The organism is Pseudoalteromonas sp. 20-MNA-CIBAN-0454, from assembly GCF_040308685.1.
Taxonomy (GTDB): Bacteria; Pseudomonadota; Gammaproteobacteria; order Enterobacterales; family Alteromonadaceae; genus Pseudoalteromonas; species Pseudoalteromonas nigrifaciens.
The window spans coordinates 54,962-72,778 of sequence record NZ_JBEOOB010000012.1 but is presented as its reverse complement, the minus strand read 5'-3'; the positions used below and the strand labels follow the sequence as shown (position 1 = coordinate 72,778).

The following is a 17,817-nucleotide window of genomic DNA, read 5'->3' as shown; positions in this document are numbered from 1 at the left end:
TTTAATCTAGGTCTGGCAAGTTACGGCCATAGAATATTTCTTGCATTTCACGGGTCAGTTTAGAGCGAATTTCTTCCTCTTCTTCATCTGACAAATCATCCGTAGAAAGGCCGAATAAATAGGTATTTAAATCAGTCTCTTTTAACATCATTTTAGTGTGAAACAGGTTTTCTTGATACACGTTTACGTCCATCATTTGGTACGCTTCTTTGGTATCTTCTGTCATGAAGTTTTGAATTGAGCTAATTGCATGATCGATGTAGTGCTTAACGCCGTTTATATCGCGGGTAAAACCACGTACGCGGTAGTCAATTGTTACTACGTCTGACTCTAGGCTATGAATAAGGAAGTTTAACGCTTTAAGTGGCGATATTATGCCACACGTTGACACTTCAATATCGGCGCGAAAAGTACAAATACCGTCATCAGGGTGAGCTTCTGGGTACGTGTGTACACAAATATGGCTTTTATCTAAATGGGCAACCACTGAATCTGGTAATGGGCCTGGAGCTTCGTCAGCATCGTAATTTTGCTGCTCTTCTACCGGCTCTTCTGAAACCAAAATAGTTACGCTTGCACCTTGCGGTTCGTAGTCTTGGCGCGCTACATTTAAAATGTTAGCACCTATAATATCAACAACTTCACCTAAAATGTCGGTTAGTCTATCTGCACTGTACTGCTCATCGATATATTCAATATATTCTTTACGTTGTTGCTCGGTCTTTGCATAGCAAATGTCGTAAATACTAAAGCTTAAACTTTTAGTTAAATTATTAAAACCATGAAGTTTAAGTTTATCGAAGGGTTTGTTCATAATAAACCAACCTATAAATTAGTGAAATCTGCTCTAGCAGAATAAAAGTTCGCGGATTTTATACGAATTTTACTCATGGAAAAAGCGTTATTTTACTTGATCTTGCACAACTTCGTGGCTATGTGTAATTTTTACTGTTTTATCAAGCATTAATGCGACCGAGCAATACTTTTCAGCAGAGAGTGAAACAGCGCGTGCAAGGTGCTTTTCAGACACATTATTGCCCGTTGCTACAAAGTGTAAATTAACTTTGGTAAATACTCGTGGGGCAGTTTCGGCGCGCTCTGCCGTTAACTGTACTTCTACGTTGCTAAAATCTTGTTTGGCTTTTTTTAAAATGCTCACTACATCAACCGATGAACAACAACCGATTGACATTAATACCATTTCCATAGGGCTCGGTGCAGCACTGTCGCTACCACCGTCAAATACAACATTATGATTTGAATTAGAGCGACCAATAAAGGTATTACCTTCAACCCATTTTACATTTGCTTGCATTGTTATACCTCAAAAATTATTTTCTTGATTGTATACCAATCAGCTTTAATAAGTGAGCGCCCAGCAATAATATAAATTAGCTTGATCAAGGCACTTAAATTTATGCAAGGGTGGTAAAACCGTCAGCGCATTTAAAGCGTGCTACCGGAAAATATAGAAGGGTTGCGGGCTAAGAAACGGCGTTATCAAATAGGTTTTTAACCAAACCACCAAACTCATCAATAAACATGTGTTGCTCTACCGTAACAGGCCGCGAGGTGATGCTACTGAGGACTTCTTGTAAATCGTAAACTATGCCATCAACTTCACGCACAATTTGGCTACGCTGCTCTGTAGTGAGCTCTGTGTGCTGCTGACATATGAGCATTACGTTTTGTGCAATCACGTCTTCGATTAATTCCATAACCGTAGGTGCACCTGGTTTTATTTCACCCGGCTTTTCAAATAAAGCTAAGTTTTGAGTTAGGTACATAATTAAGTCGTCGTACCCTTGCCTATTTAAAACCATTACACGTATACCTTAAAAATAATTAATTCAGTAATTTAAGCAGAAAGCACTAATAATTACTAGCTTAGCGACATAGCTAATACAAAAAAAGCAGCCGAAGCTGCTTTTATAATTATTTAGTAGTAATTTTAGTCTATTTTTAAGCCTGGGCTTAATGTAGCTGGCATAGCAACTTTTTCAAGCTCTACTGATGCTACTGGGTATGCACAGTAATCGGCAGCGTAATACGCGCTGGCTCTGTGATTCCCCGATGCGCCAATACCACCAAACGGTGCAGCACTTGATGCGCCAGTAATTGGGCGGTTCCAGTTAACAATACCAGCGCGAATACGGCGTAAAAAGTGCTCGTAGTCGGCAGCACTGTCGCTAAGTAAACCTGCTGATAAACCAAAGCTTGTGTCGTTGGCTTTATCAATTGCTTGGTCAAAGTCGTCAAAGCGGAATACTTTTAGAAGTGGTCCAAAATGCTCTTCATCTGGGAAGTCGCTAATATTTGTACACTCAATAATACCTGGTGTTACAAAGCCAGTATTAACTGTATGCTCAAGCTCTACCAATACTTGAGCACCAAGCTCAACAAGTTCGTTTTGCGCTTTAACCATACCGGCAGCGGCGGCTGATGAGATCATTGAGCCCATAAATGGCTGATCTGCATCGTCATAATTACCTACTTTAATCGCTTTAGTTGCGGTAATTAAACGCTCCAGGATTACATCACCTTTGCTACCCGTTGGTAAAAATAGTTTACGTGCACAGGTACAACGCTGGCCACTTGAAATAAACGCTGATTGAATAATATCGTGAACAACCGCTTTAGTATCTTCAACGTCAGTAATAATAAGTGGGTTATTACCACCCATTTCTAGCGCTAAAATTTTACCAGGTTGACCCGCAAACTGTTCATGTAAAATATGACCTGTGCGCGAAGAACCCGTAAAGAACAAGCCATCAATACCTTTGTGAGCAGCAAGGGCTTTACCCGTTGCTACTTCACCTTGTACAAGGTTAATTACACCCGCTGGTAAACCTGCTTTTTCCCACAGCTTAAGCGTAAGCTCGGCAACTTTAGGCGTAAGTTCTGACGGTTTAAATATAACCGTGTTACCCGCTAAAAGCGCTGGCACTATGTGGCCATTAGGTAAATGCCCCGGAAAGTTATACGGACCAAATACAGCTACAACACCGTGTGGCTTGTGGCGGATCATTGCGCGCCCTAGTGGCATTGCATTTTCTACGTCGCCAGTGCGCTCTAAAAACGCTTTTTCAGAAATGGCAATTTTACCAACCATAGCACCCGCTTCTGTGCGAGTTTCCCACAGTGGCTTACCTGTTTCTTGTGCAATAGTAATGGCTAGCTCTTCGCTGTTTTCTTTTAATTGCGCTGCGAATGCTTTAACTATTTCTAAACGTTCAGCAAATGTTTTATCAGCCCAAGCATAAAACGCTTCGCGCGCTGCGCTAACTGCAGCGTCTACTTGCTCTGCTGTTGCTGAGTTTGCTTGGAAAATAACATTGTTATTGGCTGGGTTTACTGAACTAAATTCGGTTCCTTGGCCTTGTGACCATTGACCATTAATAAATTGTGCAGGATGAGTCATTATACTTTCTCCTAAATTAAATCGTGGTTGCGCTTACGCTATCGCCCGCTTGTAAATACAGTGCATCGGCTACTTGTTGCGTTATTACTATGCTGCTCATGCGCTCATCGAACGTCATAGGCACTACAGTTGCTCTAAAATCTGTAAGCTTTTCGTTGGCTAATAACACCATGGTGTCGCCACTTGGTTCACCTATTTCAACTTTAAAGTGTTTAGCGTTGCGAATGGTGGCAATGTTATCTACTTTTGCTTCAACTGTGGGGCCGGCATCAAAAATATCAACATACCCATTAAAGGTAAAACCTTCACTTTTTAATAGCTCAATTGCTGGGCGTGTGTTGTCGTGTACTTTACCAATAACAGCTTGCGCATTTTTGCTGAGCAAATTAACGTAAATTGGGTACTTAGGCATTAATTCAGCAATAAATACTTTTTGGCCTATGCCTGTTAAATAGTCGGCAGTTGGAAAGTCCATTGAAAAAAAGTGCTCTTCTAGCCATTGCCAAAATGGGCTGCTGCCATTGTCGTCAGACACACCACGCATTTCTGCAATGACGGTTTGTGCAAAACGCTCTTGATGCTGCTTAATAAACATAAAACGCGATTTTGAAAGTAATTTACCGTTACTGTTTTTGCGGTATGCGTCTTTCAAAAATAATGTACATAGCTCTGTAGCGCCGGTGTAATCGTTACAAAGCGTTAAAATATCAACTGCTTTATATACGTTTAGAGTGCGTGAAGAATGAATCACTTTACTTAAATGATAGTGATAAAATGCATCATCTAAGCCAACAGCGGCTTCTATACCTGAGGTGCCAACTACTTCACCGGTTTCGGTGTCCTCTAGTACAAATAAATAACCTTCGTCGCCCGGCTCGGTAGCAGCTTTTGCAAATGAGCTAACCGAATGATCTATTTTCTTTTGCAATAACTTTTCATTATTAGGTAAAGAAGTAAAGCCATGACCCGATTCGTGGGCTATTTTCACTAATGCAGGGTAGTCACTTTGTTGGATTGGGCGAAGGATCATCATAAACCCGCTTACTCCCTTATATTATAACGGTAAATTAAAATTAGAGGGCAAACTAGGTCTGCCCTTAATAGATATTGTTTGGCTATGTTAAGCGCTTACAACACTGGCTACTGCTTTTTCAAAGCGTGCCATACCTTCACGAATGTCGGCTTCTGGGATAACTAATGATGGTGTAAAACGAACCACGTCAGCACCGGCAACTAATGACATAAGACCGTGCTCAGTACCTGCCACTAAAAACTCTTTTGCACGACCTTTGTATTGCTCGCTTACTACTGCACCAATTAATAAACCTTGGCCGCGAATTTCGCTAAACACGTGGTATTTATTATTAATTTCAGTAAGTAGTTGGTTAAATAATGCTGCTTTTGCTGTTACACCAGCAAGTACTTCTGGGGTATTTACAGTATCGAATGCTGCTTCAGCAACGGCGCACGCTAATGGGTTACCACCATAAGTAGAACCATGTGTACCTACTTTAAGGTGTTGTGCAATTTCAGTTGTGGTGATCATAGCACCAATAGGAAAACCGCCGCCCAATGCTTTAGCCGTAGTTAAAATGTCAGGAACAACGTTTAAACCTTGGTATGCGTATAAGTTACCTGTACGGCCAACACCTGTTTGCACTTCATCAAAAATAAGCAGTGCATTATGTTTAGTACATAAATCACGAACGCCTTGTGCAAATTCGTCAGTTGGCGAAACAATACCGCCTTCACCTTGTAGTGGCTCCATCATTACGGCACATGTTTTGTCGCTAATAAGGGCTTCAAATACTGCCAGGTCGTTGTAATCACAATGTACAATGTCGCCTGGCTTAGGACCAAAACCATCTGAGTATGCCGCTTGGCCACCAACAGTTACGGTAAAGAATGTACGGCCGTGGAAACCTTTGTTGAATGCGATGATTTGTGATTTTTCTGCGCCAAATTGATCAAGGGCAAAACGACGCGCTAATTTAAGTGCTGCTTCGTTTGCTTCTGCGCCTGAGTTGGCAAAGTAAACTTTTTCGGCAAAGGTTGCATCAACCATTTTTTTAGCTAAGCGTAGTGCTGGCTCGTTGGTCATTACATTTGATAGATGCCAAAGCTTTTCGCCTTGCTCTTTTAATGCGCCTACTAATGCAGGGTGGCAATGGCCAAGACAGTTAACGGCAATACCACCAGCAAAGTCGATAAACTCTCGACCTTGTTGATCCCATACGCGAGAGCCTTCGCCTCGAACTGGAATTACGCTTGAAGGTGCGTAGTTAGGAACCATTACGTGATCAAATAATTCGCGATTGACTGTCATTTTATTTCCTCTTAATTGTGTACATCACAAAGCCGTAAATAGCTGTGTGGTAACCTGTAGCATATGTGTTTTTTAGCAAACTCAGTATAGCGATATTTGCATAAAAAGGGCTGTGTGGTTCAATTTTCAGACGCTTATTATTTCAGAAAACATTGATTATGTCTCTTCAAAAACTTTCATGTAACCCTTGATAATAAAGGGCTTGAGATATAATTTCATAGATAGTGAATAACTATTTGCTTGCTTTATGCAGCTCGTTTTTAGCCAATAAAGCGCCTGAACAACGAGCGCGCCTCACTTTAAACGGGGAAATGTATTGAAAAGAGATAATAAAAAGTGAATGGATAGTCGCAAAAAAATTAACAAATTTAATCAATTTGAATAGCAAGATTATTAAAATTGCTTGCTTGGAGTGCTTTTAGCTCTTTTTTGGTGAACTTAAAGTACGAAAACCAACTAAGCGTTTCATCCGGTTCAACTAGCTGATGCTGCTTTAGCGTTAAGTACTGAGAGTAACATCGTGCTTTTAGCATTACCTGCGTTAAAGGCAGCGCTGTATCGCCTTTTTCTACACCATTAACGAGTTGCTGCATTACGCTATTAAACGGCAAATACTTAAAGGCCATTTTTTCAATTATTTTAGCGCTAATAGCCAACGACTGTTCGCTCAGTAAGGTGGTTAAAAATAAAGGGTCTGGTTTTAGCTCTAGCAATGCAGTATGCAAGCCTTTATTCGCTGTAGTGCGAGCAAATTGTACTTTTCGCTGCCAAATTTGCTCAAACACTTTTAAATATAAACGCACTAAGGCTATTTGCCCCACGTTTAATAACATCCCTAAAGTAAAAGCATGGCTTGGGTTAACCTCGTTAACTTCAGCAATTTTTTGTGCAGCAATAGCATTCGCCATGGCGCTTTCTTTTAAGCGCCTTTTTAGTAACGAAAAAGGCTCTGTGCTATAAGGCATCCAATGGCGCACTGCAAAAGTTGGTACTACTAGCTGTAAGTTATCTAGACCAATATAACGCAGCGCTAAAGCGGGGCTATCTACTTTCACTGCGGTATTTTTGCTGCGCTGATTACGATAATAAGGCAAGTTAACTAAAGTAACTAACTCTCTGCCAAGCCAGCTTAGGTCGTTAACTAAGGGCTCTAAGCGCCCAACCGATGCGCTTTTTGTGGCTAAAATATCTAACATGGCACATACGCTGTCCTCTACACCTATGGTGTTTTGAATAACACTGTCTATATCGCTAAGCTGCTCAGACATCATTTTTTCTATTGCTTTATGCAGTTGCTCGCTCGCTGCTGCACGATATTTATGATGCGCGGTGCTTTTTAACTTGCGCTTTTGCTGAGCGGCAACCTCTACTTCAAGTAATGTGCGTTGCTTTAGTGGTTCGCCATAGTCCATTTCTAGCGTATGAATAAAGCCAATTTGTTGATGAGCAAAGTTATGACCAAGCAGCAAATCATGTGCTCGTTGATTAAGCATTTTAACAATACGCGGTTGCTGCACTATTTCGGTCATGGCTCTCTGTCTTTAATGTAATGATATTTACTTAATACTATAAGCTTAGAAGCGAGTTAAAAAGTTATCAAGTAACGCTAAACCTTGCTCAGTTAAAATAGCTTCCGGATGAAATTGTACACCTTCAAGTGCTAAGTCTGTATGTAATAATCCCATAATTTCGTCAAACTCACCTTGCTGGGTTTGTGTCCAGGCTGTTACTTGCAACTCTTTAGGCAGCGACTGTGCCTCAACAATTAAAGAATGATACCGACAGACCGTTAAGGGCTTAGCTAAACCTTTAAATACTCCTTGATCGCTATGGTAAATTGGCGATGTTTTACCGTGCATTACTTTTTTAGCACGCACCACCTTTGCTCCTATGGCTTGGGCAATAGTTTGATGCCCTAAGCAAATTCCTAAAATAGGATACTGCCCTTTTAATTGCTCAACAATGCTTAACGAAATACCCGCTTCGCTTGGGCTTTTAGGACCGGGTGATATAACAATATGTTGAGGATTTAACTGCTTAATTTGGCTAAGCGTTATTTGGTCGTTGCGCTTAACCAGTACCTCTTGATCTAAACGCTGAAAGTACTGTACCAAGTTATAGGTAAACGAGTCGTAATTGTCGATCATTAAAAGCATGTAATAAAGCACTCAAAATAGTTATTGTTTGCGAGGAGTTGTTGCATTTTGTATTCTAACTTAAGCATCTTTGAGTGTCAGTGCTTTGTATAGTGATATATAAGTATTTCCGTAATAATAATTAATAACGGCTATGTGTTGATTTATACTCAAGCAACCCCCAGCTCTAATATTATGGCGTACATAAATACCCATACAATCTGAATTTAACTAAACCCTAAGCGTGTTATTTTTAAAACACATTTATTACACGCACCGTTAAGGAGTACCTATGTTAGGCGAAGATCATTCATTAACTCAAGACTTTCCTGAGCACCTAAATACCATTAAAAAACTCAATAGCAATGATCCAGAGTTTGCAGATAAAGCCAAAAAATACAACGCGCTTGATAAAGAAATTCGTACCTTAGAGCTGCAAGACGCGCCTATCGATGACGAGGAAATGCTGCAATTAAAACATGACCGTGTGGTGTTAAAAGATTGGCTACATCAACAATTGTTAAAAGCCAGCTAAGCGCAATTTATACCCATTGTATTTAAGAGCCCTCTGACTTATGGGCTCTTATTACTCTTGCTTCTTAATATACACTGCCACCACCCTTGGTATAAATTACAGCGTTATAGCTATAACAGCCCTTCCTAATATTTAAAAAGCATTGCTATTAATTTAACTTGCAGACAAGCTATCTGTATCTAAGATAAATAACGTTAAGCTTATGTCTAAATACATACTCTCGATTGATCAAGGAACTACCAGCTCTCGGGCTATTTTATTTACCAAAGATGCCAAGGTAGTTGATACTGTTCAGCAAACATTCCCGCAGCACTTTCCCAATAATGGCTGGGTTGAGCATGACCCTAACGATATTTTACAAACCGCACTAAGTACCTGTAAAACAGTACTGGCTAATAACCAGGTTACAGCCGAGCAGGTCATTGCCATTGGTATCACTAATCAGCGCGAAACCACTTTAGTATGGAATAAAAAGACTGGCCAACCAATTTATAATGCCATTGTGTGGCAAGATCGCCGTACCAGCGAGTATTGCGAGCAAATACGTAGCGATAAACTCAGTAAAAAAATTAGCGATAAAACCGGGCTATTATTAGATCCGTACTTTTCAGCCACTAAAATTCGCTGGATTTTAGATAATGTTACCGATGCACAGCAACAAGCGCTAGCCGGCGAGCTAGCATTTGGTACGGTTGACAGTTATTTACTGTGGCATTTAACCGCTGGCAAAGTACACCGTACTGATGCCACCAACGCCTCACGTACACTATTATTTAATATACATCAGCAATGTTGGGATGAAGAGTTACTAACGCAGTTTAATATTCCACACTCTATGCTTCCAGAAGTGATGGACAGCGCAGCCGAGTTTGGCAGTACCAGCAGTGAAATTTTTGGTGCACCGATTAAAATTTGCGCTATGGCGGGGGATCAGCAAGCCGCATTAATTGGCCAAGCTTGCTTTAAAGAAGGCATGGCTAAAAGTACCTACGGAACGGGCTGCTTTTTAATGCTTAATACGGGCGATAAAGCCCTTACCTCTAATAACCGCTTATTAACTACTGTGGCTTACAGGCTCAATGGTAGAGTGACCTACGCTATAGAGGGCAGTATTTTTATGGCGGGTGCCACTATGCAATGGATTGTTGAGGGCTTAAAGCTACTTGAACATGCCGGCGACAGCGAGGCTATGGTCAAAGACGTGCCACTGGATCACGGCGTATTTTTAGTGCCTTCGTTTACCGGTTTAGGCGCCCCATACTGGGATGCCAATGCCCGTGGTGCTATTTTAGGTTTAACCCGTGATTCTGGCATTAGCACTATAGTAGCAGCGGCGCTGCAGTCTGTTGGCTATCAAACCAAAGATTTACAAAAAGCCATGGAAGGTGATGGCCTGCGTCCAAGTATTTTGCGCGTGGACGGTGGCATGGCAAAAAATAATTGGGCCATGCAGTTTTTAGCTAATATTTTAGGCGCAAGTGTGGAACGCCCAGCGCTAACAGAAACAACCTCTCTGGGTGTTGCCTATTTAGCGGGGCTGCAAACTGGGATTTATAAGTCAACGGAGCAATTAGCTACTATGTGGCAATGCGACCGTCGTTTTGAACCAACCATGAGCATAGATGAACGTAACGACTTATACGCAAAATGGCAGCACTGTATAGCACAAGTCACGCTTTCAAATAACGCAACAAAAGACGACTGCTAATACGATAGTGTTATTGGCTATTGATATGCCATCGCTTAAATTAATAAAGAGGTATTCAGTGAAATTACTCGATAATGAATATGATTTACTGGTTATTGGCGGTGGCGTTAATGGCACTGGTATTGCGGCTGACGCCGCCGGTAGAGGCTTAAAAGTATTACTGTGTGAGCAAAATGATTTAGCCTCTGCTACATCATCAAGTAGCAGTAAACTTATTCATGGTGGACTACGCTATTTAGAGCATTACCAATTTAGGCTAGTAAAAGAGGCACTTAAAGAGCGTGAAGTGTTATTAAAAAATGCCCCACATATTATGTGGCCGCTATCTTTTAGGCTGCCACATCAAGCGCATTTACGCCCTTACTGGATGATTAGAATTGGGTTGTTTATATACGACCATCTTGCCAAACGCATTACTTTACCCGCCTCAAAATCAATTAAATTTACCCGCGATAGTATATTGAATAATACTATTACCCGCGGTTTTGAATACGCTGATGGCTGGGTTGATGATTCGAGGTTAGTTATTTTAAATGCGTTAGCAGCACAGCAAAAAGGTGCAACCATTTTAAGCCGCACGCGCTGTATTAAAGCAGTTCGCAATAACAATAATTGGAGTGTGACCTTAGAGCAACAAGGTAGCAAAAAGCAATGTTCTATAGTTGCTAAAGGAGTTGTTAATGCAGCGGGCCCTTGGGTTGCATCACTTTTTGATGAGGTAATTACTGGGCCGTCGCCACATAATATTCGCTTAGTTAAAGGCAGCCATATTATTGTGCCGCGTATTCACACTGAGCCGCAGGCCTATATTTTACAAAATAAAGATCAGCGTATTATTTTTGTTACCCCATTTGAAGATGACTATTCACTGATTGGCACTACAGATGAAGAATACAGCGACAATATAGCAGATGTAAAAATTAGCGATAAAGAAGTCGATTACTTAATTGGCATTACTAATAATTACTTTAAAAAACAACTTACTCATAACGACATAGTGCATACCTTTAGTGGTGTACGCCCCTTACTAGATGATAACTCATGCGACGCACAAGCCGTTACTCGCGACTACAAACTGATATTATCGAGCAATAATAACCAGGCACCACTGCTAAGTGTATTTGGTGGGAAAATTACCACTTATCGCAAGCTCGCTGAAAACGCAGTAAACGAACTCGCCAGCTTTTATCCGCATATGGGCCAAACATGGACAAAAAACACTCCATTACCCGGTGGCGACTTTTCATCAAAGGTAGTATTAAAGCAACAACTACAGGTAAAGTATGCATGGTTGCCTGAGTTTATTTTAAATCGCTTTATACGCAGTTACGGTACTGGCACTTATACCCTACTTACAGATGCCCAAAGCGTAGCTGATTTAGGTCAGCATTTTGGCCATGGTTTATACGCCACTGAAGTAAATTATTTAGTTAATAGCGAGTGGGCTAGCAGCGCCGAGGATATATTGTGGCGTCGTAGTAAGTTAGGTTTGCGTTTTAATACTGAGCAAATAACAGCGCTGAGCCAGTATATTCAAAATTATAATGGCTCAATACCGCTGTAAACATTTACCAAACTAGCTAGCCGGGGCTAAATGCTCATTAAGTGACGATTTTTCAGATACTGAAAGCGATTGCTTTGCTTTTGCTGCAAAATCGTAACGTACCAATACCGTTTTACCAACTGCACAGCAGTTACCTTGCTGGTGAGCTTCTTGGCGTAATACAAATGAGCTGGTACCTACATGCTCTACTGAGGTTTTAATGGTTACTTCATGGCCATAAAATAACTCACCAACAAACGACACTTCGACTTTGGCAATAATTAGCTTCCAGTCATGTGGGTTTAAATCTGGGGTAAAAAACCTAAAAATAGGCGCACGCGAAGCTTCAAACCATACAGGGAGTACGGTATTGTTAATATGTCCTAGCGCATCTGTTTCACTAAAGCGCGGCATCACTTTTTCAATAAACATAATAATCCAATAATAATTATATAAAGGTAAACTATGACGGACTTTATTCGCGTATACGATAACGCGCTCAGCAATGACTTTTGTGATAACTTTATCACTACCTTTTCTCAAAGCCCGCATATAAAACAAGGGATGACATCTGGCGGTATCGATTTAAATAAAAAAGATAGCCACGACTTGCACTTAAACAATCATCCGGAATACGTTGAGCAATTAAAACACATTCAACAAACCACTGCACAGTATGTTTTTAAATACATTGAAGAACATATTTTTATTATGATTGGTGCCTTTGGCCTAAAAGTGTATCACCCTAAAAGTGGCGAACCTGTTGACTTAACACACGCAAACTTTGATGAAGTGGGTAAACCACAACTGCCCTTATTAGTGCAGCAAATTTTTAGGCTAGGAAATATTCAGGCGCAAAAATACCAAGTTAATAAAGGCGGTTACCCGTATTGGCACAGCGAAGTTTATCCGCAGTTAAATCATAACGAGGCGCTACATAGAGTATTGCTGTTTATGTTTTATTTGAACGATGTTGAACAAGGTGGGGAAACGGAGTTTTATTATCAAAAGCGTAAAATTGCGCCTAAAAAAGGCACTATGGTAATAGCGCCCGGCTACTTTACTCACACTCACCGTGGCAATAAGCCAGTATCTAACGATAAGTATATTTTAACCTCGTGGGTACTGTTTAACCGCGCAGAGCAAATATACGGTGCGCCAAAGAGCTAGCGCACCTTTTTTATGTATATTAACCTAGTAGCTCATCAAACAAATTAAATAACTGATCAAGCTCTGCGGTGGTGTTGTAGTGCATGCAACCAATGCGCACTACGCCACCTTTATCAAGTACGCCTAATTGCTCACACAAACCTTGCGCGTAAAAGTTGCCATCCCATACACAAATATGTTGCTTACCTAAACATTCAGATACAGCGCGCGGCTCTAAACCTTCAAAAGTTAACGCAAAAGTAGGCGTACGCTCATTTAAACGATCTAAATCATCTATACCAAACAATTTAATACGCGGGTAATTAACTAAGCGCGTTAAAAAGTATTCACTCAGCGCCATTTCGTGTTGCTTGGTTTTAGCAAAGGCAACACTTAACTTTTCGCGGCGTGAATGGCTGTCGTCAAGCTCGCTAATTGCTGCAATGTAATCAACCGCCGCTATAAAACCAGCCATGGCTTCAAAGCTTTGCGTGCCGGTTTCCCAGCGACCAGGCGCTACGTCTTTAGCTGGCTCAACTTTGTACGGGGTAAATCCTTCAAGGTGCTCTTTTTTGCCATAAACCATACCTAAATGCGGGCCAAAAAACTTGTACGCAGAGCAGGCTAAAAAGTCGCAATCAAGCGCTTGTACATCTACAAGTTCGTGCGGTGCATAATGTACGGCATCAACATAAACAAGTGCGCCTACGTTGTGGGCAAGCTCTACAATACGTTTAATATTGTTAATTGAACCTGTGGTATTTGAAGCATAAGTTACCGCTACCAGCTTAGTATTACTGTTTAGTAAACTCTCGAACTGGGCCATATTGAGTGTGCAGTCGGTTTCGTTAATAAGCGCAGTATTAACTTTAACACCTTTATCTTCTGCGGCTTGCTGCCACGACGAAACGTTAGAAAAGTGATCCGCGTTAGTGACAATAATTTCATCACCCGCTTGCCAGTCGCGTGAAATTGCGCGGCTAAAGCTAAACGTTAAGCTGGTCATATTCGGACCAAATACAATTTGTTGTGAGCTGGGCGCATTGAGTAAATCGGCAGCAGCTTGGCGAGCATTTGCCATTAGCTCAACGGTTTTATCGCTTGAGAAAAATGCTCCACCTAAATTTGAGTTGTAATAACCCAAATAAGCAGTCATAGCGTTAAGTACCGATTGCGGTACTTGCGAGCCACCGGGGCCGTCTAAAAACACGGGAGATTTACCATTAACGCTTTGCATTAATGCCGGAAATTGCTCACGTAATTGCGTTATATTCATGCTCATTCCTTAAGACGTTAATACAAAGCAATCCAGGTAACCTGGCTTACTGGCATCAAGTTTATTCATTGGAGTAGCGTTATGCCACACTTGACGGTCGTTAATTACTGCAAACATACCGTCTTTTATGGCCATTTTAAAACAGGGATCGGCTTGCTTGTTTTCGTATACAAGCAATTCACCGCCCTCTAAGTTTTCATGCGATACACCACATACACACACATGATCAAAACCATCTTGGTGCACGCCTTCTGGCGCTGCAGGCGTATCACTATCAATGGCTAACATACGAAATTGGTGAATTTCGATATCACGTTCTTCATCAATCCCGGTAATTTGACGAAACTCATTCACAATACTTTTCATGCCCGCTGACTCAAGTAGGCTTTGCTCTAAATTTTCGTAACTACGCTCAACATTACCCTGAAAGGTATTAATTGCATCATCTTGTACAAATGCTTTTGTTGCTTGTAGCTTTAGCTCACCATTTTGTAGTTTAACTACAGAGTAACGGCGTTTACGAAAGGCGCCATCTGCATAAGGATTAGTCGGCAGGTTATCAAAAGAAGGCTTAACCAAATCAATATTTGTTTGGTTAATAAAACGCAGCTGCAGTAAATTCTGGGGGTTTAAAGCGGTCATAAAAATCCTGCTATAGTAATTATAATATTGCAGGGATTTTAATGCATGCAAAGAGGATTTATTGCTTTATTATTTAACTTCAAAACAATTAACCACCAAAATTAATACAATAAATGCAAAAAAACAACATTAACTATCTAAAATTTATTTTTGCCAATAAAAAACCCGCAAAAGCGGGTTTTTAAATAAGCTGTAAAAATTATACTGCTTGTTGAATGATCACGTTGTCTGCTTTTTTAGTGTAAGCAGGCATGCGATGGAAGTTCAAGTAGCGATATGTATCTGACGCTGTTGCATTGATCTTCGCTGCATATTCTTGATACTCAGCAGCAGTTGGCAATCGACCGATAATTGCCGCAACTGCAGCAAGTTCAGATGATGCTAAAAATACATTTGCACCATTACCTAAACGGTTAGGGAAGTTACGTGTAGAGGTAGACACTACCGTTGCTTTATCTGCAACACGTGCTTGGTTACCCATACATAATGAACAACCTGGAGTTTCTATACGTGCGCCAACACGACCAAAGATGCCATAGTAGCCTTCTTCAATTAGTTGGTCTTTGTCCATCTTAGTAGGTGGAGCAACCCAAAGCTGAGTAGGTAGTTGACCTTTAAAGCCATCTAGTAACTTACCAGCCGCGCGGAAGTGACCAATGTTAGTCATACAAGAACCGATGAATACTTCATCAATTTTCTCGCCAGCAACATCAGAAAGTAAACGCGCGTCATCTGGATCATTTGGAGCACAAAGAACTGGCTCTTTAATCTCAGCTAAGTCGATTTCAACTACGTGAGCGTATTCAGCATCTTTATCTGCTTCCATAAGCTCAGGATTAGCTAACCAGTCTTGCATTGCATTAATACGACGTTCAATCGTACGTACATCGCCATAACCTTCAGAGATCATCCACTTAAGCATAACAATGTTTGATTCTAGGTATTCAGAAATAGACTCTTTTGAAAGCTTAACCGTACAACCTGCAGCTGAACGCTCAGCAGATGCATCTGATAATTCAAACGCTTGCTCAACAGTTAGGTGCTCAACGCCTTCAATTTCTAGTACGCGACCAGAGAACTCGTTGATTTTACCTTTTTTCTCAACTGTTAATAAGCCTTGCTTGATACCGTAGTAAGGGATTGCATGTACAAGGTCACGTAATGTGATACCTGGTTGCATTTCGCCTTTAAAACGAACCAAAATTGACTCAGGCATATCAAGAGGCATAACACCTGTTGCTGCTGCGAATGCTACTGCACCCGAACCAGCTGGGAATGAAATACCTAATGGGAAACGTGTATGCGAATCACCACCAGTACCTACGGTATCTGGTAATAACATACGGTTTAACCATGAGTGAATAATACCGTCACCTGGGCGAAGTGAAACGCCGCCACGGTTCATGATGAAATCAGGAAGCGTGTGATGCGTGTTTACATCAATAGGTTTTGGGTATGCCGATGTATGACAGAAAGACTGCATTGTTAAGTCTGCAGAGAAACCTAAACAAGCTAAATCTTTAAGTTCATCACGTGTCATAGGACCTGTTGTATCTTGCGAGCCAACAGTTGTCATTTTAGGCTCACAGTATTGACCTGGGCGAATACCTGCAACGTTACATGCTTTACCAACCATTTTTTGCGCTAGTGTAAAGCCTTTATCTGATACTTCAGTTGCTGTTGGTACTTTAAATATATCAGTAGCACCTAAACCAAGTGATGTACGTGCTTTGTCTGTTAAACCACGACCAATGATTAGTGGAATACGACCACCAGCACGAACTTCATCTAAAATCACTTCAGATTTAAGTTCAAACTTAGAGATTACTTTATCTGTACCATGCTGCTTAACAACACCTTCGTATGGGTAGATGTCAATTTGCTCGCCCATGTTAAGTTCATCAACATTTAGCTCAATTGGTAAAGCGCCAGAATCTTCCATAGTGTTAAAGAAGATTGGTGCAATTTTATTACCTAGACATACACCGCCAACACGCTTATTTGGTACAAACGGGATATCATCGCCCATAAACCAAAGCACTGAGTTAGTTGCAGATTTACGTGAAGAACCCGTACCAACAACATCACCAACGTAAGCTAGTGGTAAGCCTTTAGTTTTTAATTCTTCTAGTTGGGTGATTGGGCCTACTTCGCCTGGTTTGTCAGGAGTGATACCGTCACGTTCAATTTTTAGCATAGCTAAAGCATGTAGTGGAATATCTGGACGAGACCATGCATCTGGTGCAGGTGACAAGTCATCCGTATTTGTTTCGCCAGTTACTTTAAATACAGTAACTGAAATCTTTTCAGCAACAGCTGGTTTATTAGTAAACCATTCTGCATTTGCCCAAGACTCAATAATTTGCTTAGCGAATGTGTTACCCGCTTTTGCTTTTTCTTCTACATCGTAAAATGCATCAAACATTAATAATGTGTTTGAAAGGCCTTTTACTACGATAGGTGCAAGTGTGTCGTCATCAAGTAGGTCTATCATAGGTGCGATATTGTAACCGCCTAGCATAGTTCCTAATAATTCTGCCGCTTTTTCTTTAGAAAGTAGTGGAGAATTAGTTTCACCTTTAGCAACTGCCGCTAAAAACCCTGCTTTGATATAAGCTGCATCATCAACACCTGCCGGTACACGATTAGCAAATAAGTCGAGAATAAACTCTTCTTCACCAGCCGGTGGAGTTTTGATTAATTCAATAAGATCAGCCGTTTGCTGAGCATCTAATGGCGCTGGTACGATACCTAACGCGGCACGTTCTTCTACGTGTTTACGATATTCTTGTAGCACAATATTGCCCTCTTGGTGACGTGAAAGTATTCGGTAGCGCTTCATAAGCGCAATGTTACCCAATACTTATAGTATTCTAACGCTTAATTATAAAGCTTTTGTAGGTAGATGAAAATCTATCCAGTTCAGCAACTGATTATACCGACTATAAGTATTATGAATAGTAGATAAAGTAAAATCAATTTCTATGAATGTTTATTAAGTAAGAATCATTAGTATTAATTTTTAATTTAAGTTTTTAGTAGGCATAAAAAAACCCAGCATAAAGCTGGGTTTTTGTAATTC

The 17,817-nt window shown here is 40.8% G+C and carries 16 protein-coding genes; 4 read left to right on the top strand and 12 right to left on the bottom strand.

Annotation, left to right across the window (positions count from 1 at the left end; all coding sequences use genetic code 11):
• Position 1 precedes the first annotated feature (1 nt).
• From speD to AAEZ22_RS07960, 8 genes are all read right to left on the bottom strand, one after another.
• The gene (speD, locus tag AAEZ22_RS07995; protein ID WP_011326917.1) at positions 2-814 is read right to left on the bottom strand and encodes an adenosylmethionine decarboxylase; all 813 of its coding nucleotides are present in this window, start codon (positions 812-814) and stop codon (positions 2-4) included.
• An 87-nt stretch (positions 815-901) separates the two neighbouring features.
• On the bottom strand, positions 902-1,315 hold the full coding sequence (locus AAEZ22_RS07990) for an OsmC family protein (RefSeq protein WP_011326916.1): 414 nt from the start codon (positions 1,313-1,315) through the stop codon (positions 902-904).
• Between the two features lie 169 nt (positions 1,316-1,484).
• On the bottom strand, positions 1,485-1,823 hold the full coding sequence (locus tag AAEZ22_RS07985) for a DUF3802 family protein (RefSeq protein WP_011326915.1): 339 nt from the start codon (positions 1,821-1,823) through the stop codon (positions 1,485-1,487).
• A 128-nt stretch (positions 1,824-1,951) separates the two neighbouring features.
• A complete protein-coding gene (gene astD, locus AAEZ22_RS07980) occupies positions 1,952-3,421 on the bottom strand; it encodes a succinylglutamate-semialdehyde dehydrogenase (protein WP_011326914.1) in 1,470 nt (489 codons plus the stop codon).
• Between the two features lie 16 nt (positions 3,422-3,437).
• Positions 3,438-4,454, bottom strand: a complete 1,017-nt coding sequence (gene astA / locus AAEZ22_RS07975; protein WP_011326913.1) for an arginine N-succinyltransferase — start codon at positions 4,452-4,454, stop codon at positions 3,438-3,440.
• A gap of 87 nt (positions 4,455-4,541) precedes the next feature.
• Positions 4,542-5,747, bottom strand: coding sequence for an aspartate aminotransferase family protein (locus AAEZ22_RS07970; RefSeq protein ID WP_352296781.1), 1,206 nt, complete (start codon positions 5,745-5,747; stop codon positions 4,542-4,544).
• 368 nt (positions 5,748-6,115) lie between these two features.
• The gene (locus AAEZ22_RS07965) at positions 6,116-7,276 is read right to left on the bottom strand and encodes an HDOD domain-containing protein (protein ID WP_011326911.1); all 1,161 of its coding nucleotides are present in this window, start codon (positions 7,274-7,276) and stop codon (positions 6,116-6,118) included.
• Between the two features lie 45 nt (positions 7,277-7,321).
• A complete protein-coding gene (locus tag AAEZ22_RS07960) occupies positions 7,322-7,903 on the bottom strand; it encodes an anthranilate synthase component II (RefSeq protein WP_208834390.1) in 582 nt (193 codons plus the stop codon).
• 271 nt (positions 7,904-8,174) lie between these two features.
• On the opposite strand from AAEZ22_RS07960, the gene AAEZ22_RS07955 reads away from it, so the two are divergent.
• The 3 genes from AAEZ22_RS07955 to glpD all read left to right on the top strand — a co-directional run bounded on the left by AAEZ22_RS07955 (position 8,175) and on the right by glpD (position 11,689).
• Complete coding sequence (locus AAEZ22_RS07955) at positions 8,175-8,417, top strand: HP1242/YdcH family protein (protein ID WP_011326909.1); 243 nt, start codon at positions 8,175-8,177, stop codon at positions 8,415-8,417.
• A gap of 202 nt (positions 8,418-8,619) precedes the next feature.
• Positions 8,620-10,125: a glycerol kinase GlpK gene (gene glpK / locus AAEZ22_RS07950; RefSeq protein WP_352296778.1), complete on the top strand. Its 1,506-nt coding sequence runs from the start codon at positions 8,620-8,622 to the stop codon at positions 10,123-10,125.
• Between the two features lie 58 nt (positions 10,126-10,183).
• Positions 10,184-11,689, top strand: coding sequence for a glycerol-3-phosphate dehydrogenase (gene glpD / locus AAEZ22_RS07945; protein ID WP_197108628.1), 1,506 nt, complete (start codon positions 10,184-10,186; stop codon positions 11,687-11,689).
• 12 nt (positions 11,690-11,701) lie between these two features.
• Here the strand turns inward: glpD and AAEZ22_RS07940 are convergent, their stop codons facing one another.
• Entirely contained in the window at positions 11,702-12,100 is a 399-nt protein-coding gene (locus AAEZ22_RS07940) for an acyl-CoA thioesterase (protein ID WP_011326906.1), read from the bottom strand.
• A 33-nt stretch (positions 12,101-12,133) separates the two neighbouring features.
• Here AAEZ22_RS07940 and AAEZ22_RS07935 point away from each other — a divergent pair, with 33 nt between their 5' ends.
• Positions 12,134-12,838, top strand: a complete 705-nt coding sequence (locus AAEZ22_RS07935; protein ID WP_011326905.1) for a 2OG-Fe(II) oxygenase — start codon at positions 12,134-12,136, stop codon at positions 12,836-12,838.
• Positions 12,839-12,857: 19 nt separating this feature from the next.
• Here AAEZ22_RS07935 and AAEZ22_RS07930 read toward each other — a convergent pair whose 3' ends face one another.
• The 3 genes from AAEZ22_RS07930 to acnB all read right to left on the bottom strand — a co-directional run bounded on the left by AAEZ22_RS07930 (position 12,858) and on the right by acnB (position 17,532).
• The gene (locus AAEZ22_RS07930; protein ID WP_089367584.1) at positions 12,858-14,093 is read right to left on the bottom strand and encodes a cysteine desulfurase-like protein; all 1,236 of its coding nucleotides are present in this window, start codon (positions 14,091-14,093) and stop codon (positions 12,858-12,860) included.
• Between the two features lie 9 nt (positions 14,094-14,102).
• A complete protein-coding gene (locus AAEZ22_RS07925) occupies positions 14,103-14,735 on the bottom strand; it encodes a 2OG-Fe dioxygenase family protein (RefSeq protein WP_011326903.1) in 633 nt (210 codons plus the stop codon).
• 199 nt (positions 14,736-14,934) lie between these two features.
• Positions 14,935-17,532 carry a bifunctional aconitate hydratase 2/2-methylisocitrate dehydratase gene (gene acnB, locus AAEZ22_RS07920; protein ID WP_011326902.1) on the bottom strand — a complete coding sequence of 866 codons (2,598 nt, stop codon included), beginning with the start codon at positions 17,530-17,532 and terminating at the stop codon, positions 14,935-14,937.
• Between the last annotated feature and the right edge of the window lie 285 nt (positions 17,533-17,817).